Source organism: Mesorhizobium kamtschaticum (assembly GCF_056174585.1).
This window is the reverse complement of the sequence record NZ_CM149691.1, coordinates 5009403-5033134: the sequence shown is the minus strand read 5'-3', so window position 1 is coordinate 5033134 and position 23732 is coordinate 5009403. Positions and strand designations below refer to the sequence as shown.

Annotated in this window: 17 protein-coding genes, 1 tRNA gene and 1 pseudogene; 16 read left to right on the top strand and 3 right to left on the bottom strand. The window is 61.7% G+C overall.

All coding sequences use genetic code 11. The features are described from left to right. Positions 1-11 precede the first annotated feature (11 nt). The gene (locus AC0V7N_RS24950; RefSeq protein WP_475450923.1) at positions 12-470 is read right to left on the bottom strand and encodes a YidB family protein; all 459 of its coding nucleotides are present in this window, start codon (positions 468-470) and stop codon (positions 12-14) included. 130 nt (positions 471-600) lie between these two features. On the opposite strand from AC0V7N_RS24950, the gene AC0V7N_RS24945 reads away from it, so the two are divergent. Continuing rightward, entirely contained in the window at positions 601-858 is a 258-nt protein-coding gene (locus tag AC0V7N_RS24945) for a GlsB/YeaQ/YmgE family stress response membrane protein (RefSeq protein ID WP_027028819.1), read from the top strand. Between the two features lie 362 nt (positions 859-1220). Here the strand turns inward: AC0V7N_RS24945 and AC0V7N_RS24940 are convergent, their stop codons facing one another. Then, entirely contained in the window at positions 1221-2057 is an 837-nt protein-coding gene (locus tag AC0V7N_RS24940; protein ID WP_496627334.1) for an EamA family transporter, read from the bottom strand. Between the two features lie 293 nt (positions 2058-2350). Between AC0V7N_RS24940 and tuf the strand changes: the two genes are divergently transcribed. The 15 genes and pseudogenes from tuf (at position 2351) to AC0V7N_RS24865 (ending at position 22309) form a co-directional block, all read left to right on the top strand. Further along, positions 2351-3526: an elongation factor Tu gene (tuf, locus tag AC0V7N_RS24935; RefSeq protein WP_023723394.1), complete on the top strand. Its 1176-nt coding sequence runs from the start codon at positions 2351-2353 to the stop codon at positions 3524-3526. 346 nt (positions 3527-3872) lie between these two features. Next, positions 3873-5546 carry a COG3904 family protein gene (locus tag AC0V7N_RS24930; protein WP_496628024.1) on the top strand — a complete coding sequence of 558 codons (1674 nt, stop codon included), beginning with the start codon at positions 3873-3875 and terminating at the stop codon, positions 5544-5546. 476 nt (positions 5547-6022) lie between these two features. Then, a complete protein-coding gene (locus AC0V7N_RS24925) occupies positions 6023-7678 on the top strand; it encodes a COG3904 family protein (protein ID WP_475450920.1) in 1656 nt (551 codons plus the stop codon). Between the two features lie 75 nt (positions 7679-7753). Beyond that, entirely contained in the window at positions 7754-8236 is a 483-nt protein-coding gene (locus tag AC0V7N_RS24920; protein ID WP_475450919.1) for a group II truncated hemoglobin, read from the top strand. Between the two features lie 47 nt (positions 8237-8283). Then, complete coding sequence (locus AC0V7N_RS24915; RefSeq protein ID WP_475460477.1) at positions 8284-8814, top strand: putative glycolipid-binding domain-containing protein; 531 nt, start codon at positions 8284-8286, stop codon at positions 8812-8814. An 82-nt stretch (positions 8815-8896) separates the two neighbouring features. Beyond that, positions 8897-8972 (top strand) — tRNA-Trp (locus AC0V7N_RS24910). A gap of 361 nt (positions 8973-9333) precedes the next feature. Next, on the top strand, positions 9334-9537 hold the full coding sequence (gene secE, locus AC0V7N_RS24905; RefSeq protein ID WP_027044964.1) for a preprotein translocase subunit SecE: 204 nt from the start codon (positions 9334-9336) through the stop codon (positions 9535-9537). A gap of 29 nt (positions 9538-9566) precedes the next feature. Next, positions 9567-10094, top strand: a complete 528-nt coding sequence (nusG, locus tag AC0V7N_RS24900) for a transcription termination/antitermination protein NusG (protein WP_010909261.1) — start codon at positions 9567-9569, stop codon at positions 10092-10094. A gap of 188 nt (positions 10095-10282) precedes the next feature. After that, entirely contained in the window at positions 10283-10711 is a 429-nt protein-coding gene (gene rplK, locus AC0V7N_RS24895) for a 50S ribosomal protein L11 (RefSeq protein WP_013531410.1), read from the top strand. 4 nt (positions 10712-10715) lie between these two features. Then, a complete protein-coding gene (rplA, locus tag AC0V7N_RS24890; RefSeq protein ID WP_172229162.1) occupies positions 10716-11414 on the top strand; it encodes a 50S ribosomal protein L1 in 699 nt (232 codons plus the stop codon). A gap of 394 nt (positions 11415-11808) precedes the next feature. Beyond that, positions 11809-12327: a 50S ribosomal protein L10 gene (rplJ, locus tag AC0V7N_RS24885; protein WP_027044966.1), complete on the top strand. Its 519-nt coding sequence runs from the start codon at positions 11809-11811 to the stop codon at positions 12325-12327. Between the two features lie 54 nt (positions 12328-12381). After that, a complete protein-coding gene (rplL, locus tag AC0V7N_RS24880) occupies positions 12382-12759 on the top strand; it encodes a 50S ribosomal protein L7/L12 (protein ID WP_008875658.1) in 378 nt (125 codons plus the stop codon). Between the two features lie 263 nt (positions 12760-13022). Next, positions 13023-17159, top strand: a complete 4137-nt coding sequence (gene rpoB / locus AC0V7N_RS24875) for a DNA-directed RNA polymerase subunit beta (RefSeq protein WP_496627333.1) — start codon at positions 13023-13025, stop codon at positions 17157-17159. A gap of 133 nt (positions 17160-17292) precedes the next feature. Further along, positions 17293-21488: pseudogene (gene rpoC / locus AC0V7N_RS24870) on the top strand (DNA-directed RNA polymerase subunit beta'). A 155-nt stretch (positions 21489-21643) separates the two neighbouring features. Beyond that, positions 21644-22309, top strand: a complete 666-nt coding sequence (locus tag AC0V7N_RS24865) for an O-methyltransferase (protein ID WP_475450916.1) — start codon at positions 21644-21646, stop codon at positions 22307-22309. Between the two features lie 419 nt (positions 22310-22728). Here AC0V7N_RS24865 and AC0V7N_RS24860 read toward each other — a convergent pair whose 3' ends face one another. Beyond that, positions 22729-23652 carry a Gfo/Idh/MocA family protein gene (locus AC0V7N_RS24860; RefSeq protein ID WP_475460475.1) on the bottom strand — a complete coding sequence of 308 codons (924 nt, stop codon included), beginning with the start codon at positions 23650-23652 and terminating at the stop codon, positions 22729-22731. Positions 23653-23732: the final 80 nt, after the last annotated feature.

Genomic DNA, 23732 nt, shown 5'->3' with positions numbered 1-23732 from the left:
TCAGGGCCGTGTCAGCTGTTGAACGCGGAAGCCACCTGGTGCTGCTGTGGTACCTGGCCGTTCGGCGTCAGCTTGTCGACGATGCCTGGCAAAGCCGTGGACAACTGCTTGAGCAGTTCCCCCTCGTCCATTCCAGTGCGTTGTGCGATCTCGCGGATGACCTGTGGTCCAAGCGCAGAACCGAGGTCGTTGGCGTTGATCGACTGGTTCTGGCCGGTTCCGACCCAGGAATCGGCGACGTTGCCGTGGCCGGCGTCCTTGAGCTTGTCGAGCAGGCCGCCCAGACCGCCGAGCAGGCCGCCCTCGCTGGCGGTGGTCCCGGCAGGCGTTGGGTCGGCTGGTGCGGGTGCTTGATCCGGCTGTTCGGCGCTTCTGCCGCTCAGCATTTTTCCGACCAGCAACGCGCCGAGCGCGATCATCAGCGGTTTGGTGATGTTGCCGCCGGGAACGGCGTTGTCAAAAAGTCCCATAGTGGATCCTCCATCTAGCCAAGCCCGACCCATCTTCAACAATGGCGCAATCGGGCGGAATTTCAAGCTGGCTTGTGGTTTTGACAGTCATATGAAAATGTCGGGCTGGCGAGGGATGGAGAGGAAAAAAATGGGTATCATCAGCTGGATTATTCTCGGCGCCATTGCCGGCTTCATCGGTAGCAAGATCGTCAATAAAACAGGCCAGGGCCTGCTCATGGATATCGTGCTCGGCATCGTCGGTGCCATCGTCGGCGGCGTGATCTGCAGCCAGATTTTTGGCGTGGGTGTCACCGGTCTCAACATCTCCAGCCTGATCGTCTCAGTGGTTGGCGCGATAGTTGTGCTGTGGGCCTACCACCAGTTCAGCGGACGCCGGACGCTATAAGCGTCAGCCGGATGATCTGAAATTTCGGATTTTTGCTGAGGCAAGACCGGCTTCGGGCTTGCCTATGGCATCAGCACCGCATCGGCCGCAGCGAAGAAGATCAGCGTTCCGGCGATGAACACCGCCCAGCCGACCAGCGACTTGCGATGGCGGCCTTGTGCTCGGCGTCGGAGTTCTTGTTCTGGTCAAAATCGGTCATGGGGGAACTCCCTTGGCTGATTGATCACGGCATCGTCGGATAGACGATATATCGCCGAATAGACGATCAATCTGGGCTCTGCAACATGAGAAACAGGCGCTCGGGTGGCGATGCTACGCGACGACGGTCAGCCTGCGCTTGCGCTGATCCAGCGACACGATGGTCAGCCCGCTGCCCACCACCAGCAGGATGCCGCAGACAGCCAGCGCATTGGGGAACTGCCCGAACACCAGCAGGCCGAAATAACCGCCCAGACGGTGAAGCAGTAGTAGAACGGCGCCACCGCACTGGTCGGTCCGATGCGATAGGCCATGAAGATGAAGAAATGGCCGAAGATCAGGAAAAACCCGGCGCCTGCCATCAGCAGAAGGTGGCGCGCCTCGGGCATGACCCAGCGCTCGGAAACCAGATGCGCGGCACCGGCGCCGATCAATACCACCACGACGGCGGAAATCGCCACGATCATCCCCGGCACCTCCGCCGGCACACGCCGGCCGGCAAGGTCGCGCGCGGCTGCCAGTGTGGCGTTGCCGAGCGCGAGCAGCGCGTAGACCGATATGCCTTGCATCGTCGGCTGCGCCACCATCAGCGCGCCGATGAAGCCGAGCCCGATCAGCGCCATGCGCTGGCCACCGATGCGCTCGCCAAACAGGATCGAGGAGCCGACCAGCATCAGGAGCGGCGTGATTTGTCCCAGCGCCGTGGAATCGGCGATCTGCATGTTGGCGAGCGCCACGACATAGCAAAGGATCGCCGCCATCTCGAGCAGGTTCCTGCGCAGCACATGGCCGTCGAAGATCAGCGGGATCTGTTTGCCGTAGCCCAGCAGGAACAACAGCGGGAAGCCCCAGAGCGTTGCCGCGACCCCGCGCAGGAACAGCACTTCGTAGGACGGCAGACCTGCCGTCGCGAGTTTCATCATCGTATCGTTGACCAGGTACGACCCGGTCGAAACGATCATGAACAGCGGGCCGCGGATCGAGGCAGGGATGAAATGCATGGGATCAGGAGATCAGACCTCGGTGGCCGCCGCAATGGGCCATCAACTGGCCGTGATCCAGACAGGGATTGGCGGCAAGAGCACTTGATGCAGGCCTCGATCGATCGGCCTGTCACCCATTTCATTTCACGCATCGCCTTCCTATATCAGCGCCACATCCCCGCAATCGGATCCCAGGTTCAGACTGAGTGAGACGGCACCCGGCCAAAAGACGCTTGTGTTTTTTGGCCTTTGTCGCTAATCGCCCCGCATTCGACTGAACTGAAGGTCAAGGCCGTCCAAGGAAAGAGACTATGGCAAAAGGTAAATTCGAGCGTAACAAGCCTCATGTGAACATCGGCACGATTGGTCACGTTGACCATGGCAAGACGTCGCTGACGGCGGCGATCACGAAGTATTTTGGCGAGTACAAGCGCTACGACCAGATCGATGCGGCGCCCGAAGAGAAGGCACGCGGCATCACCATCTCGACGGCTCACGTCGAATACGAGACGGCTGCCCGCCACTATGCCCACGTCGACTGCCCCGGCCACGCCGACTATGTGAAGAACATGATCACCGGTGCCGCGCAGATGGACGGCGCGATCCTGGTCGTGTCGGCCGCCGACGGCCCGATGCCGCAGACCCGCGAGCACATCCTGCTCGCCCGTCAGGTCGGCGTGCCGTCGATCGTGGTGTTCCTCAACAAGGTCGACCAGGTCGACGACGCCGAGCTGCTCGAACTGGTCGAGCTCGAGGTTCGTGAGCTTTTGTCGAAGAACGAATTCCCCGGCGACGACATTCCGATCGTCAAGGGGTCGGCGCTGGCCGCGCTTGAAGATTCGAACAAGACGATCGGCGAAGACGCGATCCGCGAGCTGATGGCTGCGGTCGACGCCTATATCCCGACGCCGGTTCGTCCGCTCGACAAGCCGTTCCTGATGCCGATCGAAGACGTGTTCTCGATCTCGGGCCGCGGCACGGTCGTCACCGGCCGCGTCGAGCGCGGCATTGTCAAGGTTGGCGAGGAACTCGAGATCATCGGCATCCGTCCGACGACCAAGACGACCTGCACGGGCGTTGAAATGTTCCGCAAGCTGCTCGATCAGGGCCAGGCAGGCGACAACATCGGCGCGCTGCTGCGTGGCGTTGACCGTGAAGGCGTCGAGCGCGGCCAGGTTCTGGCCAAGCCCGGTACGGTGAAGCCGCACAAGAAGTTCGTGGCCGAAGCCTACATCCTGACCAAGGACGAAGGTGGCCGTCACACGCCGTTCTTCACCAACTACCGTCCGCAGTTCTACTTCCGCACGACGGACGTGACCGGCATCGTGTCGCTGCCGGAAGGCACCGAGATGGTTATGCCTGGTGACAACATCACGGTCGATGTCGAGCTGATCGTGCCGATCGCCATGGAAGAGAAGCTGCGCTTCGCCATCCGTGAAGGCGGCCGCACCGTCGGTGCCGGCATCGTCGTCACCATCAAGGAATAATCGATCCGGCTCTGCCGGTTGGATAAGAAAAGGGCGGTCTTCGGGCCGCCCTTTTTTGTTTGCTGACACCAGGTGGAATAAGTATTGCGCAGTTCTTTCAAACCTATTGCAAGCACCGTTGCCACAACTATTATCGGTTGTGTCGAGGGGGCTTTGGCAAAGCGTGTTTTTGGGGCGCCGTTCAAGCCGTGTAGCAAGTTGGTGGCGTGCGCTGGCTCGGCTGGTGCCGGTGCTTGCGATGGCGATGGTTGCCTTCACCGCGAAGGCCGATAACCCTTCCGACCCGAAAACATGGAATCCCGATACCTGGTACCTTCAGCACCTTCTGTCCGATGGTCTCCCGGAGATGCAATTTGCCGTCGTCCGCAGCAACGCGGCTGGCTGCGAGCCCAACTGTCCGGAATGGATTTCGGCTGAAGGCGCCATCGAAGCCGGTACGCCGGCCAAGCTCAAGCGCATATTGAAGACGCTAGGCCGTCGCCAACTGCCGATTATCGTCAACTCCCCTGGCGGCAATGTCGACGCCGCGCTCCAGCTCGGCCGCATAATCCGCAAGAACAAACTCGATGTAGCCGTCGGTGCCACCAAATTCTCCGGCTGTCAGCCGGGGATGGGCGATTGTCGGGCCAAGGATGGCAAGGGCGCCACCTACTTCGGCATCGCGTCCGACGGCGGTGCCATGTGTAATTCCGCCTGTCCGCTGATGTTTGCCGGAGGTGTCCAACGCCTGGTCGGGCGATGGGCTTATCTGGGCGTCCACCAGATCACCACGACATTCCAACGCCAACAGGTCTACTACCGTACCACGTACAGAATTGTGCGTGGCAGGAAGAAGGTTATCAGCAGCAAGATCGTCAGCCGTACGAACGTCGGCACCTACAAGACCTACGAGATGAGCAAGGCGGTTGAGAGGAAGCTGTCGGCCTATCTCAGGGAAATGGGTGTAGGACAGGGTGTTCTCGACATCATGAAAGCCACGTCCGCGGGTGACATCCGCCAGGTCACCCTCGACGACATGACCACGATGAAGTTGGTCACCAGCAAGGGCACTGTCGACCTGCTTATATGGGCGGGCATATGCCTGCGAAGTCCGGCGCCGACGAGCTGCAGGGAAATCCCTGCAAACGCCAAGCCGGCCGACGTGGCGGCCATTGAGGCCAAGCCCGCACCCTCCCAACCGGCTCAAGTCTCACTTTCGCAGCCTGTCAAGGCAGCACCCACTCAGCCTGCCGAGGCAGCATTAACTCAGCCTATCAAGGCAGCACCGGTCCAGCCTGCCAAGGCAGCAACAACCCAGCATGCCAAGGCTCCGCTCCCCAAGCCGTTCTGGGCCGCGCCAGGAAATGGGGCGCCGGAGATGCGCTTCGTGGTTGTTCGTGGCAGCGACGCGCTCTGCAATCCCGACTGCCCGGAATGGATCTCGGCCGAAGGCGCGGTCACGCCTCAGGCCCCGCAGAGGCTTAGCCAGTTGCTCGCCATGCTTGGCAAAACGCGGCTGCCCGTTGTGATCAGTTCACGGGGAGGCGACCTGTTCAGCGCTTTGATGGTGGGTCGGCTCATCCGGGAACGGAGGCTCGACGTCGCGGTCGCCCGCACCAATATCACCGGCTGCGATCCGGTAGGGGGATCTTGCTTGGCCGACAACGGCGCCTATATCGGGCTGATCAGCGATTTTGGCGTAGAGTGCGATTCAGCCTGCGCGCTCGTGCTTGCCGGCGGCGTCAGGCGGCTGGTCGATCCCGAGGCCCGGGTCAGCATGTACACAATGGGGCAGAAGCGGATAGTCAAAGCCTACCTGGAGGAAATGGCGATCGATCCCGGTCTGTTCGCGGCGCTCGAGCAGCGCTCGGTCGAGCGCCAGCTTGAGCCCGAGCTGATGCTGAGGATGGGATTGATCACCGGGCCGCAATCGGTCAACGTGCTGACAGGCCCCACCATTTGCAAATCAGCGCCAAAACCGGACAATTGCCGGTCTCTGTCATCGGCTGACGCCGAGGCAAGGACGCCGCCTAAACTTTAGCGTTGGAGTAATTTGGAGGCCGGAACGCGCCAAGTCATAACTCTACTGGTTCTGTTGACGACGGCGCTGGCCTTTCAAAGCCCGGCGTTCGGAACAGGTTGCCCCGAACGTCCCGCATGCAAGGGGTGCGGTTGCAAGGGAGGGCCTGGTTATCGTGGACCTGACGGCAAATGTGTAGGGTTCAAAGCCCTGGACAAGGTCTGCGGGATTCCGCCGGAAACGCGTTGCACTTTCGAGAATGCGCCTGGCACCGGAGCGAACCATGACTGCGCCCTGGCCCCCAAAAAAGCCAAAGACCAGACACCCGTTTCACTGCCTCCTCAGTAGCCTTCCTCAACGACAAATGACGAGGCGGCTCTCCGGCTGCCTTTTTCTGCTTTTTCACCCCAGCGACACCACGTGCCAGCTATGTCGAACCCTGTTGCAAGCCTTTGGGCCTCGTCTAGTATAGGTTGCGCCGAGGGAGCTTTGCCGCAGTGGTTCCGGACAGCCGTTTGGACAGGGATACATGGTGGTCGCAGGCGCTGGCTGGTCTTGCGCTGTTGATTGCCATCGCACTGCTTGCTGCGGCGGCGCAGGCCCAGGAGCAGTCGCTGGAGATACCCTCGATGCGGTTTGCCGTCGTGCGCAGCAATGCGCCGGGTTGCGAGCCTAATTGTCCGGAATGGATATCGGCCGAAGGCACCATCGAGGCGGGCACACCGTCGCTGCTCAAGCGAACGCTCAAGGCGCTCAAAGGCCGGCAATTGCCGGTGGTCGTCAATTCCCCCGGCGGCAATGTCGATGCGGCGGTGACACTTGGCCAGATGATCCGCAAGAACAAGCTCGACATCGCCGTCGGTACGACGGTGTTTTCCGGCTGCGAGCCGGAGATGAAGAATTGCAGGGATAACCAGGGCAAGGGCGCCGACTATTTCGGCATGGCCTATGACAGCGGCGCCATGTGCAATTCCGCCTGCCCGCTGATGTTTTCCGGCGGTGTCCGCCGCGTCGTCGGGGATTTCGCCTATCTCGGCGTCCACCAGATCACCACCACCTATAAGCGCGAGAAGCTGCTTTACCGAACCACCTACCGGATCGTGAACGGTAAGAAGAAGATCATCAGCACCAAGGTCGTCAGCCGCAAGAACGCGGGCAGCTACAAGACCTACGAAATGAGCAAGGCGGTCGAGAAGAGGCTTTCGGCCTATTTGCAGGGGATGGGGATAGGCCAAGGCGTGTTCATCACGATGAAGAACACGCCGGCCAGCGAAATCCATCAGCTGGTTCTCGACAACATGCTCCGCATGAACCTCGTCACCTCGCTCGACACCGTCGAGCTTTTCACCGGCGGAACCATTTGCAAGGCAAATCCGATGCCGGGAAACTGCCGGGAGATACCGGCTGATAAACAGGCGACGCCGGCCAATCTCCCGACCGCCCAGGCAAAACCGGCTCCCGCTGCGCCGGCTGAGGCCCCGAAGGAGGCGGACATGCGCTTCGTGCTTGTCCGCGGCAGCAACCCGCTCTGCAATCCCGACTGCCCGGAATGGATCTCGGCGGAAGGCACGATCACCGCGCAGACGCCGGAAAAACTACGCCAGGCACTCGATGCCGTCGCCGGCCGGCGGCTACCGATCGTCATCAGCTCGCAGGGTGGCGATGTCGAGAGCGCGCTTGCCGCCGGCAGGTTGATCCGCGAACGCAAGCTCGATGTCGTCGTCGCCCACACGGATTTCGTCGATTGCGATCCCTCGGCGGATTGCATGGCCAAGGACGGCACCCACACCGGGCTCACCATCGAATCGGAGGGCGAATGTGCTTTAGCCTGTCCGATCATGGTTGCCGGTGGCGTCAGGCGCTTCATCGGCCCGTCCGTGCGCCTCAGCGTGAGCTCCGTTGGGCCTGCGGATAAGGTCAAGGCGTATCTGGACGAGATGGCGATCGGACCCGGCCTGTTCGCCGCCATAGAGCTCTCCTCATCCAAACGGCAGCTCTATCAGCAGGCGATACTGAAATTCGGGCTGGCGACCGGGCCGCAGTCCGCCGACGAACTGACGGGCGCCACCATCTGCAGGTCGTCTCCGAGACCGGAAAATTGCCGGGTCATGCCGTCAGCCAACGCCGAAGCCGACATGCCGGCCAAGCTGTAACTGGCCATCGAGGCAGGTTGAGGCCCGTCGGGTCTTTCCGCTACCGTCCGTGACGATCGAGGACAGGTGACCGCCATGCGCAAGGATGTTCCGACACTCTACGAATGGGCCGGCGGCAGCGACGCCCTGAACCGGCTGACACAGACCTTCTATGACAAGGTGGCAAAGGATCCGGTCGTCGGGCCCGTGTTCAAGACCATGTCGCCGGATCATCCCGCCCATGTCGCCGCCTTCATCGGCGAAGTCTTCGGCGGACCGAAGACCTACAGCGAAAAGTTCGGCGGCCACCGCGAGATGGTGATGCATCATCTGGGCAAGCATTTGACCGAAGAGCAGCGCCGCCGCTGGATCAACCTGCTTGCCGACGCCGCCGATGCCGTCGGTCTGCCCGACGATCCCGAATTCCGCTCGGCCTTCATGGGCTATGTCGAATGGGGATCGCGGCTGGCCAAGATGAATTCCAATCTCGGCGAGACCTGCGATCCCGAGACCGAACCAATGCCGGCCTGGGGCTGGGGCGTGCCCGGCGGGCCGTATACGCCGCCGGAAACAAAGTAGCTTCCAGCCGCCCGGAGTGCAGGACTGTGTCGGATGATTTGAAGATCGTGCGCTGGCGCGAGTGGGACGGCCCCGGCATCGAGCATCTCGAACTGCGCGAGCGGGCAGGGGAGGTCCTGGCCGACTCCGTCGTCATTTGCTCCGGCCAAACCCCTTTTGCCGTCCGCTATCGCATAGAGTGCGACGTGATCTGGCGCACGAGGAGTGTCCAGCTCGACATGATCGGCTCTGGCCGGACGCTGGTTCTTGCCTCCGACGGTGACGGCCGCTGGACTCGGGACGGTCTGCCGATGCCAGAACTGGACGGTGTGCTCGACCCTGATCTCACCGTCACCCCGTTCACCAACACGCTGCCGATCCGGCGCTTGCGGCTTTCCACCGGGCAGAGTGCCGAGATCACCACCGCTTTCATCGAATTCCCGGCGCTCACGGTCGTCAGCAACCCGCAGCGCTACACATGCCTCGAGGAGGGCAGGCAATATCTTTATGAATCGCGCGCCAGCGACTTCAAGCGCGAACTCGAGATCGACCGCGATGGGCTGGTCGTTGCCTATCCCGGTTTCTGGCAAAGGGGATGAAGGCGCGTTTGCGTGCAAACCACTCTTTACAGAGAGCGCGGAAGCTTTTAGGAAGCCCCTGCTGCGCCGAGGCGCGCACGATACGGGCATAGCTCAGTTGGTAGAGCGGCGGTCTCCAAAACCGCAGGTCGTAGGTTCGAGCCCTGCTGCCCGTGCCATTTCAAGAATGGCCATTGGAAACGATTTTTTGTGGGCCGCCTTTGAAAATCGGCGACACGCTTGCCATATCAGGCCGATTGAGGCATAAGGGCGCCATAGCCGGGACGGAACGACTGGATGGTTCCGAGGCGGTGTTTGGTCATAAAGCGGACACTTGCCACTTGCGTGGATCAAGAATCGGTTTTATGTAGACAGAACAGACACGCGACGCGTGGAGCTGGGAAACCGGCTTTACGCGTCTGATTTGCATGGGCGAAATGATTGCGCTGATTCGGCGCGATACTGGGCTCAGGCGGCACGTCCCGGCCAGCGGGATCATCCAGGAGACCCGGCCAACGGGTCTTGAAGACAGAGCGGCATATGGCTTCGAAAACCACAAATCCTTTCGTCTTTCTCCAGCAGGTTCGCTCGGAGACCGCCAAGGTGACTTGGCCGTCGCGGCGCGAAACGATGATCTCGACGGTGATGGTTCTGGCCTTCGCTGTGATTGCGATGATTTTTTTCTTTAGCGCCGATCAGCTGATGGGCTTCGCGATCGAACAGATTCTGGGCATTGGACGCTAAGTCCGGCGACTACGGAGAAGTCTAAAAAAATGGCTGCGCGCTGGTACATCGTCCACGCTTATTCGAACTTTGAAAAGAAGGTCGCCGAGGACATCGAGAACAAGGCCAAGCAAAAGGGCCTGTCCGCCGATATCGAGCAGATCGTGGTGCCGACCGAGAAGGTCGTCGAGGTTCGCCGTGGCCGCAAGGTCGATGCCGAGCGCAAGTTCTTCCCGGGCTACGTGCTCCTGAAGGCCAATCTGACCGATGCCGTGTTCTCGCTGGTGAAGAATACGCCGAAGGTCACCGGCTTCCTGGGTGACTCCAAGCCGGTGCCGATCACCGAGGCGGAAGCACAGCGCATCCTGAACCAGGTGCAGGAAGGCGTCGAGCGACCGAAGCCCTCGGTCACTTTCGAGATCGGCGAAGCGATCCGCGTTTCGGACGGTCCTTTCGCGTCCTTCAACGGTTTCGTCCAGGAAGTGGACGAGGAGCGGGCGCGGCTCAAGGTGGAAGTTTCGATCTTCGGGCGCGCTGTGCCTGTCGATCTGGAATTCGGACAGGTCGAAAAGGGCTGATCCGAAATCCCCGATGTTGAGCCGGCGATGCCGGCTCGACGATCAGGGCGGGCGGTGCGGAAACGCGCGGCCTTGGGAACGGTGGAGACGAATGCGGCTTTAGCCGGCCGCATGGATCGCACCACCAGACTGCAACCGCCGGTGTTTCCCAGATGGTGGGGCCGGCATAGACAAAGGCAGGAAAAGAGATGGCTAAGAAAATTGCAGGCCAGCTCAAGCTCCAGGTTAAAGCGGGATCGGCTACGCCGTCTCCGCCGATCGGCCCGGCGCTTGGTCAGCGTGGCATCAACATCATGGAATTCTGCAAGGCGTTCAACGCGCAGACCCAGGAAATGGAAAAGGGATCGCCGGTTCCGGTCGTCATCACCTATTACCAGGACAAGTCGTTCACCTTCGTCATGAAGACGGCACCGGTGAGCTACTTCCTGAAGAAGGCGGCGAACCTCACGTCAGGTTCGAAGGAGCCGGGCAAGGTCAAGGCTGGCACCGTTTCACGCGACAAGGTTCGCGAGATCGCCACTGCCAAGATGAAGGATCTGAACGCAAACGACGTCGAGGCGGCCATGCGCATGGTCGAGGGCTCCGCCCGCTCGATGGGTCTGGAAGTGGTGGGTTAAGATCATGGCAAAGATTGCAAAGCGTGTATCGAAGACCCGTGAAGGCATTGATCCCAACAAGGCTTATGCCCTGGGTGATGCGCTGAAGCTGCTCAAGGACCGTTCCTCGGTCAAGTTCGACGAGACCGTCGAAGTCGCCATGAACCTCGGCGTCGACCCGCGCCACGCCGACCAGATGGTCCGCGGCGTGGTCAATTTGCCGAACGGCACCGGCCGCTCGGTTCGCGTTGCCGTGTTCGCCCGTGGCGACAAGGCGGAAGAGGCCAAGGCCGCAGGCGCCGACATCGTCGGTGCCGAGGATCTGGTCGACATCGTCCAGAAGGGCACGATCGATTTCGATCGATGCATCGCCACGCCGGACATGATGCCGCTGGTCGGCCGTCTCGGTAAGGTGCTCGGCCCGCGCGGCATGATGCCGAACCCGAAGGTCGGCACCGTCACCACCGACGTCGCCGCCGCCGTCAAGGCATCGAAGGGTGGCGCGGTCGAGTTCCGCGTCGAGAAGGCCGGCATCGTTCATGCCGGCGTCGGCAAGGTCTCGTTCGACGTCAAGGCGCTGGAAGAGAACATCCGTGCCTTCACTGACGCGGTGACCAAGGCAAAGCCGGCTGGCGCCAAGGGCAACTACGTCAAGAAGGTGTCGGTCACCTCGACGATGGGCCCGGGCCTCAAGCTCGACGTCTCGACGCTCGCAGCGTCCTGATTAAGACCATTTGGATCGGCCGCTGGAAGGCTGATCCGTGACTGAATTCCGGGCCTCGGATTTATCCTGGGCCCGGTGCCGGAAGTCGAAAGGCTTCCGGACATCCTGTCCGAGATTGCAGGCGGCCCAAAAGCCTTAATTCATGTGGGCCTGCATGAGACGGGTGAAGACCCGACAAAGGAGCAAGTGCTCCAATGAAAGGTTCGAACCGTGTTTGCCTTTTGTCTGCGCATCGTCGGCTTGCCGGCGGTGTGGCGAAAGGGGGCAGGATCCTCGAGCGTCGTTCGGGAGATCCGTTACTGGATGGCCCGGCCGGCAAAAGGCAACCCGACGCCTGTCCTCGTCAATGGGAATGTTCCCGTTGAACAGGATAGGGGTCAACTGGAGATAGGCAGTGGACAGAGCGGAAAAACGCGAACTCGTCACGGGCCTGAATGATGCGTTTTCGGGCGCAGGTTCAGTCGTAGTGGCCCACTATGCCGGTATCACCGTCGCGCAAATGAACGACCTTCGGTCGAAAATGCGCGCTGCCGGTGGCACCGTTAAAGTCGCGAAGAACCGTCTCGCCAAAATCGCTCTTCAGGGCACGGACTCCGCATCGATCATCGACCTGTTCAAGGGACAGACGCTGATTGCTTATTCGGAGGATCCGATTGCGGCGCCGAAGGTCGCGTCCGATTTCGCCAAGGGGAATGACAAGTTGATCATTCTCGGCGGCGCAATGGGCACCACCTCGCTCAATGCTGACGGTGTGAAGGCACTCGCCACACTTCCGTCGCTCGATGAGCTGCGCGCCAGGCTGGTTGGCATGATCGCCACGCCGGCAACCCGGATCGCCCAGATCGTCAATGCGCCAGCGGCTTCGGTCGCGCGCGTCATCGGCGCTTACGCCCGGAAGGACGAGGCGGCATGAGGCCGTTCCTCGCTATCACAAACACACGTTCGAACCTTATGAAGGAATACAACAATGGCTGATCTCGCAAAGATCGTAGACGACCTTTCGAAGCTGACCGTCCTCGAGGCGGCCGAGCTGTCGAAGCTTCTGGAAGAAAAGTGGGGCGTTTCGGCTGCTGCTCCGGTGGCGGTTGCCGCTGCTGGCGGCGCTGCTGCTGCCGCTGCTCCGGCCGAGGAAAAGACGGAATTCGACGTCGTCCTCACCGAAGCTGGCGCTCAGAAGATCAACGTCATCAAGGAAGTCCGCGCCATCACCGGTCTTGGCCTCAAGGAAGCCAAGGACCTGGTCGAAGCGGCTCCGAAGCCGGTCAAGGAAGGCGTTTCCAAGGCCGACGCTGACAAGTTCAAGGCCCAGCTGGAAGCAGCCGGCGCCAAGGTCGACCTGAAGTAAGCGTAAAAGCGGCGGGCGGCCTCGCGCCGTCCGCCACTCCCTTCGCCCGAAGGGAGGACGCGTAGCGCGAGATGTACGAGAACCTCTTTCCTGAGGGCCGCAACCGGCCTTCAGGAAACGGGTTTTCTCCCGTTTTAGCCGGCCGCCGCCAAGCAATTGGTTGGGGCGGACGGAGAACAGACAGAGAGCCGCCGCCCAGGCGGCTCGGTATGCAAGGCGGGCCGCGGCGAGGCCCGTCCCGAGTTTAGAGCTAAGGAGCGACGATGGCCCAGACCCAGACTTTCAATGGCCGCAGACGCGTACGCAAGTTCTTCGGAAAGATTCCGGAAGTTGCGGAGATGCCGAACCTGATCGAGGTTCAGAAGGCATCTTATGACCAGTTCCTGATGGTGGCGGAGCCCAAGGGTGGGCGTCCGGACGAGGGACTGCAGGCTGTTTTCAAGTCGGTCTTCCCGATTCAGGACTTTTCCGGCTCCTCCATGCTGGAGTTCGTGAAGTACGAGTTCGAAGGACCGAAATTCGACGTTGACGAATGCCGTCAGCGCGACCTGACCTATGCCGCGCCGCTGAAGGTGACGCTGCGCCTCATCGTGTTCGATATCGACGAGGATACCGGCGCCAAGTCGATCAAGGACATCAAGGAGCAGGACGTCTACATGGGCGACATGCCGCTCATGACCTTGAACGGTACCTTTATCGTCAACGGCACCGAGCGCGTCATCGTCTCGCAGATGCACCGCTCGCCGGGCGTCTTCTTCGACCACGACAAGGGCAAGTCGCACTCGTCTGGCAAGCTTTTGTTTGCCGCGCGCGTCATTCCCTATCGTGGTTCGTGGCTCGACATCGAGTTCGATTCCAAGGACGTCGTGCACGCCCGCATCGACCGTCGCCGCAAGATTCCGGTGACGTCGCTCTTGATGGCGCTCGGCATGGATGGCGAAGAGATCCTGTCGACCTTCTACAACAAGATCACCTACAAGCGTGCCGGCGACCACTGGCGCATCCCGTTCAACGTCGAGCGTTTCCGCGGCCTCAAGGCTGTCGGCGACCTGGTCGACGCCGATACGGGCGAGATCGTTGTCGAAGCTGGCAAGAAGATCACCGCCCGCCAGGCCAGGGCGCTTGGCGAAAAGGGTCTCAAGGCGATCAAGGCGACCGACGAGGATCTGCTCGGCAACTACCTGGCCGAGGACATCGTCAACTACGCCACCGGCGAGATTTTCCTCGAAGCCGGCGACGAGATCGATGAAAAGACGCTGAAGGTGCTGCTTGGCACGGGCGAGAACGAGATCAAGGTTCTCGACATCGACCACGTCAATGTCGGCGCCTACATCAGAAACACGCTCAACGTCGACAAGAACGAGAGCCGCCAGGACGCGCTGTTCGACATCTATCGTGTCATGCGCCCCGGCGAGCCGCCGACGCTCGAGACCGCCGAAGCCATGTTCAACTCGCTGTTCTTCGACAGCGAGCGCTATGACCTGTCGGCCGTTGGCCGCGTCAAGATGAACATGCGCCTCGAACTCAAGGCCGAGGACACCGTGCGCGTGCTGCGCAAGGACGACATCCTGGCCGTGGTCAGGACGCTGGTCGAACTGCGCGACGGCAAGGGCGAGATCGACGACATCGACAATCTCGGCAACCGCCGCGTGCGTTCTGTCGGCGAGCTGATGGAGAACCAGTACCGCGTCGGCCTGCTGCGCATGGAGCGCGCGATCAAGGAGCGTATGTCTTCGATCGAGATCGACACGGTGATGCCGCAGGACCTGATCAACGCCAAGCCGGCGGCTGCCGCCGTGCGCGAGTTCTTCGGTTCCTCGCAGCTGTCGCAGTTCATGGACCAGACCAACCCGCTGTCGGAGATCACCCACAAGCGTCGTCTTTCGGCGCTTGGACCGGGCGGTCTGACCCGCGAGCGCGCCGGCTTCGAAGTGCGCGACGTGCACCCGACGCATTACGGCCGTATCTGCCCGATCGAGACGCCGGAAGGCCCGAATATCGGCCTGATCAACTCGCTGGCCACTTTCGCACGTGTCAACAAGTACGGCTTCATCGAGAGCCCGTACCGCAAGATCGTCGACGGCAAGCTGACCAATGACGTCGTCTATCTCTCGGCGATGGAAGAAGCCAAGCACCATGTCGCGCAGGCCAACGCCGAGCTCGACAAGAATGGCGGCTTCGTCGACGAGTTCGTCATTTGCCGCAGCGCCGGCGAAGTGATGATGGCGCCGCGCGAAAACGTCGATCTGATGGACGTTTCGCCGAAGCAGATGGTGTCGGTGGCCGCGGCCCTGATCCCGTTCCTCGAGAACGACGACGCCAACCGCGCGCTGATGGGCTCGAACATGCAGCGTCAGGCCGTGCCGCTGGTGCGCGCCGAGGCGCCGTTCGTCGGCACCGGCATGGAGCCGATCGTTGCCCGTGACTTAGGCGCCGCCATCGGCGCCCGCCGCGGCGGCATCGTCGACCAGGTGGACGCGACACGTATCGTTATCCGCGCGACGGAAGATCTCGATCCGGGCAAGTCCGGCGTCGACATCTACCGGTTGATGAAGTTCCAGCGTTCGAACCAGAACACCTGCATCAACCAGCGTCCGCTGGTGCGTATGGGTGACCGGGTCAACAAGGGCGACATCATTGCCGACGGTCCGTCGACCGAGCTCGGTGATCTGGCGCTCGGCCGCAACGTGCTGGTCGCGTTCATGCCGTGGAATGGCTACAACTACGAGGACTCGATCCTGCTCTCCGAGCGCATCGTCGCCGACGACGTCTTCACCTCGATCCACATCGAGGAGTTCGAGGTCATGGCGCGCGATACCAAGCTCGGTCCGGAGGAAATCACGCGTGATATTCCGAACGTTTCGGAAGAAGCGCTGAAGAACCTCGACGAAGCCGGCATCGTCTATATCGGTGCGGAAGTTCAGCCGGGCGACATCCTGGTCGGCAAGATCACGCCGAAGGGCGAAAGCCCGATGACGCCGGAAGAGAAGCTTCTGCGCGCCATCTTCGGTGAAAAGGCTTCGGACGTGCGCGACACTTCGATGCGCATGCCTCCGGGCACCTTCGGCACCGTCGTCGAGGTGCGTGTGTTCAATCGCCACGGTGTGGAGAAGGACGAGCGCGCCATGGCGATCGAGCGCGAGGAGATCGAACGCCTCGCCAAGGACCGTGACGACGAGCAGGCCATTCTGGACCGCAACGTCTACGCGCGTCTTTCCGACGTGCTTGTCGGCAAGGAAGCGATCGCTGGACCGAAGGGCTTCAAGAAGGGCTCGACGCTGTCCAAGGATACGCTCGACGAGTATCCGCGTTCGCAGTGGTGGCAGTTTGCCGTGGAGAACGAAAAGCTCCAGAGCGAACTGGAAGCCCTGCGTGGCCAGTACGACGACTCCAAGAAGGCGCTCGAGCAGCGCTTCATGGACAAGGTCGAGAAGGTCCAGCGCGGCGACGAAATGCCTCCGGGCGTCATGAAGATGGTCAAGGTCTTCGTGGCGGTGAAGCGCAAGATGCAGCCGGGCGACAAGATGGCCGGCCGTCACGGCAACAAGGGTGTCGTGTCGCGCATCGTTCCGGTCGAGGACATGCCTTTCCTCGAGGACGGCACGCATGCCGATATCGTGCTCAACCCGCTGGGTGTGCCGAGCCGCATGAATGTCGGCCAGATCCTGGAAACGCATCTGGGCTGGGCTTGCGCGGGCATGGGCAAGAAGATCGGCGAGCTGATCGACGCGTACAAGGTGGCCGGCGACATCAAGCCGCTGCGCAAGACGCTCGAGAGCTTCATTCCGGCGAATGACCGCAACGAGCCGGTCCGTGATTATGACGACGAGAGCATTGTTCGCCTCAGCGAGCAGATGCGCCGCGGCGTCTCGATCGCGACCCCGGTGTTCGACGGCGCGCACGAGGCTGACATCAACATCATGCTGGAGCAGGCGGGCCTGCACACCAGCGGTCAGTCGCAGCTCTATGATGGACGCACGGGCGAGCCGTTCGATCGCAAGGTGACGATGGGCTATATCTACATGCTCAAGCTTCACCACCTGGTGGACGACAAGATCCACGCGCGTTCGATCGGTCCGTACTCGCTCGTCACCCAGCAGCCTCTGGGCGGCAAGGCGCAGTTCGGTGGCCAGCGCTTCGGCGAGATGGAGGTCTGGGCGCTGGAAGCCTATGGCGCCGCCTACACGCTGCAGGAAATGCTGACGGTGAAGTCGGACGACGTCGCCGGCCGCACCAAGGTCTACGAGGCGATTGTCCGCGGCGACGACACCTTCGAGGCCGGCATCCCGGAGAGCTTCAACGTGCTCGTCAAGGAAATGCGGTCTCTCGGCCTCAATGTCGAGCTGGAGAACACCAAGCTCGACGACAACCCGATCCGGCTGCCCGACGCAGCCGAGTAAGACGAAGACATGGCGCGTCGCGGAAGCCTGCGACGCGCCTATCGAATTCGACGGCCAGTGGCCGACAAAGACGGCGGGCGTTTGGTCCGCGTTAGATGCAAGGGGTTTCGAGGACCCCGAAAAGGAGAACGGCATGAACCAAGAGGTCATGAATCTCTTCAATCCGCAGGCGCCGGCGCAGGTGTTCGATTCCATCCGGATATCGCTCGCCAGCCCTGAGAGATTCTGTCCTGGTCGTTCGGCGAGATCAAGAAGCCGGAGACCATCAACTACCGCACCTTCAAGCCGGAGCGTGACGGTCTGTTCTGCGCGCGCATTTTTGGCCCGATCAAAGACTATGAGTGCCTGTGCGGCAAGTACAAGCGCATGAAGTACAAGGGCGTCATCTGCGAGAAGTGCGGCGTCGAAGTCACGCTGTCGCGCGTCCGCCGCGAGCGCATGGGCCATATCGAGCTCGCCGCGCCCGTCGCCCATATCTGGTTCCTGAAGTCGCTGCCCTCGCGCATCGGCACGCTGCTCGACATGACCTTGAAGGACATCGAGCGCGTCCTCTACTTCGAGAACTACATCGTCACCGAGCCTGGCCTCACCGCGCTGAAGGAGCACCAGCTGCTCAGCGAGGAAGAGTACATGATCGCCGTCGACGAGTATGGCGAGGACTCGTTCACCGCCATGATCGGCGCCGAGGCCATTCATGACCTTCTGGCCGGGATGGACCTGGAGAAGATCGCCGGCGACCTGCGTTCGGAACTGGCTTCGACCACGTCCGAGCTGAAGCAGAAGAAGTATCTGAAGCGGCTCAAGGTCGTCGAGAACTTCATGGAATCCGGCAACCGTCCGGAATGGATGATCATGAAGGTGGTTCCGGTGATCCCGCCGGACCTGCGTCCGCTGGTTCCTCTGGATGGTGGACGTTTCGCCACCTCGGACCTGAACGACCTCTATCGCCGCGTCATCAACCGCAACAACCGTCTGAAGCGGCTGATCGAGCTGCGCGCCCCCGGCATCATCGTGCGCAATGAAAAGCGCATGTTGCAGGAAGCCGTCGACGCACTGTTCGACAACGGCCGTCGCGGCCGCGTCATCACCGGCGCCAACAAGCGTCCGCTGAAGTCGCTGTCCGACATGCTCAAGGGCAAGCAGGGCCGGTTCCGCCAGAACCTGCTCGGCAAGCGCGTCGACTATTCCGGCCGCTCGGTCATCGTCACCGGTCCGGAGCTCAAGCTGCACCAGTGCGGCCTGCCGAAGAAGATGGCGCTCGAACTGTTCAAGCCCTTCATCTACGCCCGTCTCGACGCCAAGGGTTATTCCTCGACCGTCAAGCAGGCGAAGAAGCTGGTCGAGAAGGAGCGTCCGGAAGTCTGGGATATCCTTGACGAGGTCATCCGCGAGCACCCGGTTCTCCTGAACCGCGCGCCGACGCTGCACCGCCTCGGCATCCAGGCGTTCGAGCCGATCCTGATCGAAGGCAAGGCGATCCAGCTGCATCCGCTGGTCTGCACGGCCTTCAACGCCGACTTCGACGGCGATCAGATGGCCGTTCACGTGCCGCTGTCCTTGGAAGCGCAGCTTGAAGCCCGCGTTCTGATGATGTCGACCAACAACATCCTGCACCCGGCTTCCGGCGCGCCGATCATCGTGCCCTCGCAGGACATGGTTCTCGGTCTCTACTATCTCTCGATCGTCAACCAGAACGAGCCGGGCGAGGGCATGGTGTTTGCCGACATGGGCGAACTCCAGCATGCGCTCGAGACCAAGGCGGTCACGCTGCACGCCAAGATCAAGGGCCGCTTCCGCACGGTCGACGCCGAAGGCAAGGTCGTGTCGAAGATACATGACACCACGCCTGGCCGCATGATCATCGGCGAGCTTCTGCCGAAGAACGTCAATGTGCCTTACGAGACCGCCAACCAGGAGATGACCAAGAAGAACATCTCCAAGATGATCGACACCGTCTACCGCCACTGCGGTCAGAAGGAGACGGTCATTTTCTGCGATCGCATCATGGCACTCGGCTTCGCTCATGCCTGCCGCGCCGGCATTTCGTTCGGCAAGGACGACATGCTGATCCCGGATAGCAAGATCAAGCTGGTCTCCGACACCGAGGCTTTGGCCAAGGAATACGAGCAGCAGTACAATGACGGCCTGATCACGCAGGGCGAGAAGTACAACAAGGTCGTCGACGCCTGGGCCAAGTGCTCGGAAAAGGTCGCCGACGAGATGATGGCCCGCATCAAGGCGGTCGAGTTCGAGGACAATGGCCGTCAGAAGCCGATGAACTCGATCTACATGATGTCGCACTCCGGTGCGCGTGGCTCGCCCACCCAGATGCGTCAGCTCGCCGGCATGCGCGGCCTGATGGCGAAGCCCTCGGGTGAAATCATCGAGACGCCGATCATCTCGAACTTCAAGGAAGGCCTGACCGTGCTCGAGTACTTCAACTCGACCCACGGCGCCCGCAAGGGTCTGGCCGACACCGCCTTGAAGACGGCGAACTCGGGTTACCTCACCCGCCGTCTGGTCGACGTGGCGCAGGACTGCATCGTCAACTCCGTGGATTGCGGCACCGACAAGGGCCTCACCATGCAGCCGATCGTCGATGCCGGTCAGGTTGTCGCTTCGGTCGGCCAGCGCGTGCTGGGCCGCACCTCGCTCGACGACATCAACCATCCGGTGACCGGCGACCTGCTGGTCAAGGCCGGAACGCTGATGGACGAGCGTGACGTGGAACAGATCGAAAAGGCCGGCGTCCAGTCGGTCCGCATTCGCTCGGCACTGACCTGCGAAGTCAGGATCGGCGTCTGCGCGGTCTGCTACGGTCGCGATCTGGCGCGCGGCACCCCGGTCAACCAGGGTGAAGCCGTTGGCGTCATCGCGGCGCAGTCGATCGGTGAGCCGGGTACCCAGCTCACCATGCGTACCTTCCACATGGGCGGTACCGCGCAGGTGGTGGACTCTTCGTTCCTTGAAGCCTCCTATGAGGGGAAGGTCGAGATCCGCAACCGCAACGTGGTGCGCAACTCCGACGGCCAGCAGATGGTCATGGGCCGCAACATGGCGGTGCTGATCCTCGACGAGGCCGGCAAGGAACGCGCCACGCACCGTGTCACCTATGGTTCGCGTATCTTCGTGGACGATGGCGACAAGGTGAAGCGCGGCCAGCGCATCGCCGAGTGGGATCCCTATACCCGCCCGGTCCTCACCGAAATCGAGGGCAAGGTGTCGTATGAGGATCTGGTCGACGGCATTTCCGTTCAGGAAACGGCCGACGAGTCGACCGGCATCACCAAGCGTGAGGTCATCGACTGGCGCTCGACGCCGCGCGGCAACGACCTGAAGCCGGCGATTGCCATTCAGGACGCCAAGGGCAAGGTCGGCAAGCTGTCGAAGGGTGGCGACGCCCGCTTCCTGCTCTCGGTCGAGGCCATTCTCTCGGTCGAGCCGGGTGCGCAGGTTCGTCCCGGCGACGTGCTGGCGCGTATCCCGATGGAAAGCGCCAAGACCAAGGACATCACCGGCGGTCTGCCGCGTGTTGCCGAACTGTTCGAGGCACGTCGTCCGAAGGATCACGCCATCATCGCCGAGATCGATGGCACGATCCGCTTCGGCCGCGACTACAAGAACAAGCGCCGCATCATCATCGAGCCGCATGACTCGACGCTTGAGCCGGTCGAGTACCTGATCCCGAAGGGCAAGCCGTTCCATCTCCAGGACGGCGACGTCATCGAGAAGGGCGACTACATCCTCGACGGCAATCCGGCGCCGCACGACATCCTGGCGATCAAGGGCGTGGAAGCACTTGCTTCCTACCTCGTCAACGAGATCCAGGAAGTCTACCGCCTGCAGGGCGTGTCGATCAACGACAAGCACATCGAGGTGATCGTTCGCCAGATGCTGCAGAAGGTCGAGATCACCGTGCAGGGCGACTCGACCTACATTCCGGGCGACCACGTCGACGTGATCGAGCTGGAAGAGGTCAACGAGCGCCTGGTCGAGGACGGCAAGAAGCCGGCCGAAGGCCTGCCGGTTCTGCTCGGCATCACCAAGGCCTCGCTGCAGACGCCGTCCTTCATCTCGGCCGCCTCCTTCCAGGAGACGACCCGGGTGCTGACGGAAGCCGCGGTTGCCGGCAAGACCGACATGCTGCAGGGCTTGAAGGAAAACGTCATCGTCGGCCGGCTGATCCCGGCCGGTACCGGCGGCACGATGAGCCAGATCCGGCGCATCGCCACCTCGCGCGACGAACTGATCATCGACGAGCGCCGCAAGGCCTCCGGTGTGGAAATCGCCGAGCCGATGCTGGCCGATATGACAACCGCCGCGCAGTAAGCGCGGCGCCAAGACATCTCAGGCAACAAGGCCGTCGGGGCAACCCGGCGGCTTTTTGTTTTCCGGGGCATGGCGAAGTTGGTATCCATGGCGGCAAGAGAGGTTCACGCGTTCCTACCCTTTCGCCTTTCGGCTCTCGATCGGAGAAGACAACGATGAGCAAGAAGACCTGGGCTGCTGTCGACGGCTACATCGTTGATGCCCTGTTCGAGGCGGATCCCGCCCTCGATGCTGTCCCGGCGGCCAACCGTGATCAAGGTTTGCCACCGATCGACGTCTCGCCGGCGCAAGGCAAGCTGCTTTCACTTCTGGCGCGCATTCAGGGAGCGAAGAAGATCCTCGAAATCGGCACGCTGGGCGGCTATTCGACGATCTGGATGGCGCGCGCCTTGCCTGCGAGCGGCAGGATCGTGACGCTTGAACTCGACCCGCATCACGCCAGCGTCGCGCAGTCGAATTTCGAACGGGCAGGTGTGTCGGAACGGGTGGACCTGCGAATCGGGCCGGCCCTCCAGTCGCTTGCCGCACTAAGCACTGAGAATGCCGGGCCGTTCGATCTTATCTTCATCGACGCCGACAAGCCGAACAACCCGAATTATCTGTCCTGGGCGATGCGGCTTTCGCGGCCGGGGACAGTGATCATCTGCGACAATGTCATCCGCGACGGCGCAGTGCTCGACGGGGGCGGCCATGACGCCAATGTCGTGGGCGCTCGGGCGGCCTTCTCGTTCATCGGCGGCGACAAGCGTCTGGATGGCACCGCGATTCAGACGGTCGGCGCCAAGGGCTATGACGGCTTTGCGATTGCGATCGTCGAGTGAAAACGCAAACCGGATCTCGAAGGGTATTTGACAGATGAAGGAGACAGCTCTCTGGGACCTGATCAACGAGCGCCGGGAGCGAATGAGCTTTGCGCAGCGAAGGCTCTGGAACACGATTAGCATTGATCCGGAACAATGGATTCACCGGACCCTCGGCTGGCGCTGATCTTCACATTTGGGTTGTAGCGCTGATCGGCCGAACTGTGATCTCATACAACGATCTTGAGCACGGTTTCGACCGCTCAAATTTCGTTAGGTATGGCGAGATCACGCAGCTTGGCTGGGGTCAATCCGATCTTGAGATCGCCGTCCAAGATGTGTTGAACGAGCTGGAATTCGGACGTCGCACCGCACCAAACGTCTCCGAACCTAAGCCGGGAACATATCCCGGCCAAGGTTCACGATAGCAACGCCTCGGTTCAATCGAAGAACGCCTCGACCACGTTGCGCTTGCCGAGCATGAAGGCATCGGCGACATGCTGCAGCGGAGCCAGATCGACGTCGGAGGTGCCGGCGCGCACGATCTCGGCGAAGCGGCGGTAGAGCTGGGGATATTCGGCTTCCGGCTCGTCATGAACCACCTTGCCGTCAATGGCGAGCTTGGCGCCGCCACCGGAAAGCACCATCTTGCCCTGGTCCGTGTCGGCCAGGATGTCCCAGCTCTGCGGGCCGGTTTGCAGCCAATCGAGGTCCATTGTCACCGGCAATCCGTTCGAGGTGCGGAAGGTGACTTGCGCCGCGACCGGGGCGGCGCGGTTTTCCGGAAAATCGAGCACGGCCGAGGTGATGAACATCGCCGGCAGGATGTGGGTCGCGATCGACAGCGCGTTGATGCCGGGATCGAAGACGCCAAAGCCGCCGGGCGCCCAGATCCAGTCCTGGTTGGGGTGCCAGCGACGGACATCTTCCTTCCAGTTGATGGCCGCCGACTTGACCTTGGCCGAAGCCAGGAAGGCGCGTGCGGCTTCCACCGCCGGCGCGTAGCGCGAATGCCAGCTGGCGAACAGCGAGACGCCATTGACTGTTGCCAATCTCTTCAGGTCCTCGACCTCGCTGACCGTGGCGCCGGGCGGCTTCTCCAGGAAGACGTGCTTTTTCGCGATCAGCGCCGTGCGCGCCGCATCGTAGCGGAACTGCGGCGGCATGCAGAGTGACACGGCCTCGAGTTCAGGCACTGCGTCGAGCATTGCTTCGATGGTCGGGAAATTCGGAATGTTGTCGACCTTGCCGTGCCGGCTGGCGGCGGCGATGAGGCGATAGCTCTGGTCTTTCGCCAAAGCCGGCAGGTGCTGGTCGCGGACGATCTTGCCGACGCCGACGATGCCGATCTTGATGGGGCCTATCTTGATGGGCTCGGACACGGCCGCTCCGTCTGTTTGGTGATGGTGAGCGTTTCTAGCAGAACACTTGCCCCGGGCAAGCC

Coding starts and splice junctions, on each gene's coding strand:
- secE (WP_027044964.1), top strand. CDS start 9,334: ATGGCTTCGAAAACCACAAATCCTTTCGTCTTTCTCCAGCAGGTTCGC.
- AC0V7N_RS24930 (WP_496628024.1), top strand. CDS start 3,873: ATGCAATTTGCCGTCGTCCGCAGCAACGCGGCTGGCTGCGAGCCCAAC.
- rplK (WP_013531410.1), top strand. CDS start 10,283: ATGGCTAAGAAAATTGCAGGCCAGCTCAAGCTCCAGGTTAAAGCGGGA.
- tuf (WP_023723394.1), top strand. CDS start 2,351: ATGGCAAAAGGTAAATTCGAGCGTAACAAGCCTCATGTGAACATCGGC.
- rplL (WP_008875658.1), top strand. CDS start 12,382: ATGGCTGATCTCGCAAAGATCGTAGACGACCTTTCGAAGCTGACCGTC.
- AC0V7N_RS24865 (WP_475450916.1), top strand. CDS start 21,644: ATGAGCAAGAAGACCTGGGCTGCTGTCGACGGCTACATCGTTGATGCC.
- rpoB (WP_496627333.1), top strand. CDS start 13,023: ATGGCCCAGACCCAGACTTTCAATGGCCGCAGACGCGTACGCAAGTTC.
- nusG (WP_010909261.1), top strand. CDS start 9,567: ATGGCTGCGCGCTGGTACATCGTCCACGCTTATTCGAACTTTGAAAAG.
- AC0V7N_RS24950 (WP_475450923.1), bottom strand. CDS start 470: ATGGGACTTTTTGACAACGCCGTTCCCGGCGGCAACATCACCAAACCG.
- rplA (WP_172229162.1), top strand. CDS start 10,716: ATGGCAAAGATTGCAAAGCGTGTATCGAAGACCCGTGAAGGCATTGAT.
- AC0V7N_RS24940 (WP_496627334.1), bottom strand. CDS start 2,057: ATGCATTTCATCCCTGCCTCGATCCGCGGCCCGCTGTTCATGATCGTT.
- AC0V7N_RS24920 (WP_475450919.1), top strand. CDS start 7,754: ATGCGCAAGGATGTTCCGACACTCTACGAATGGGCCGGCGGCAGCGAC.
- AC0V7N_RS24945 (WP_027028819.1), top strand. CDS start 601: ATGGGTATCATCAGCTGGATTATTCTCGGCGCCATTGCCGGCTTCATC.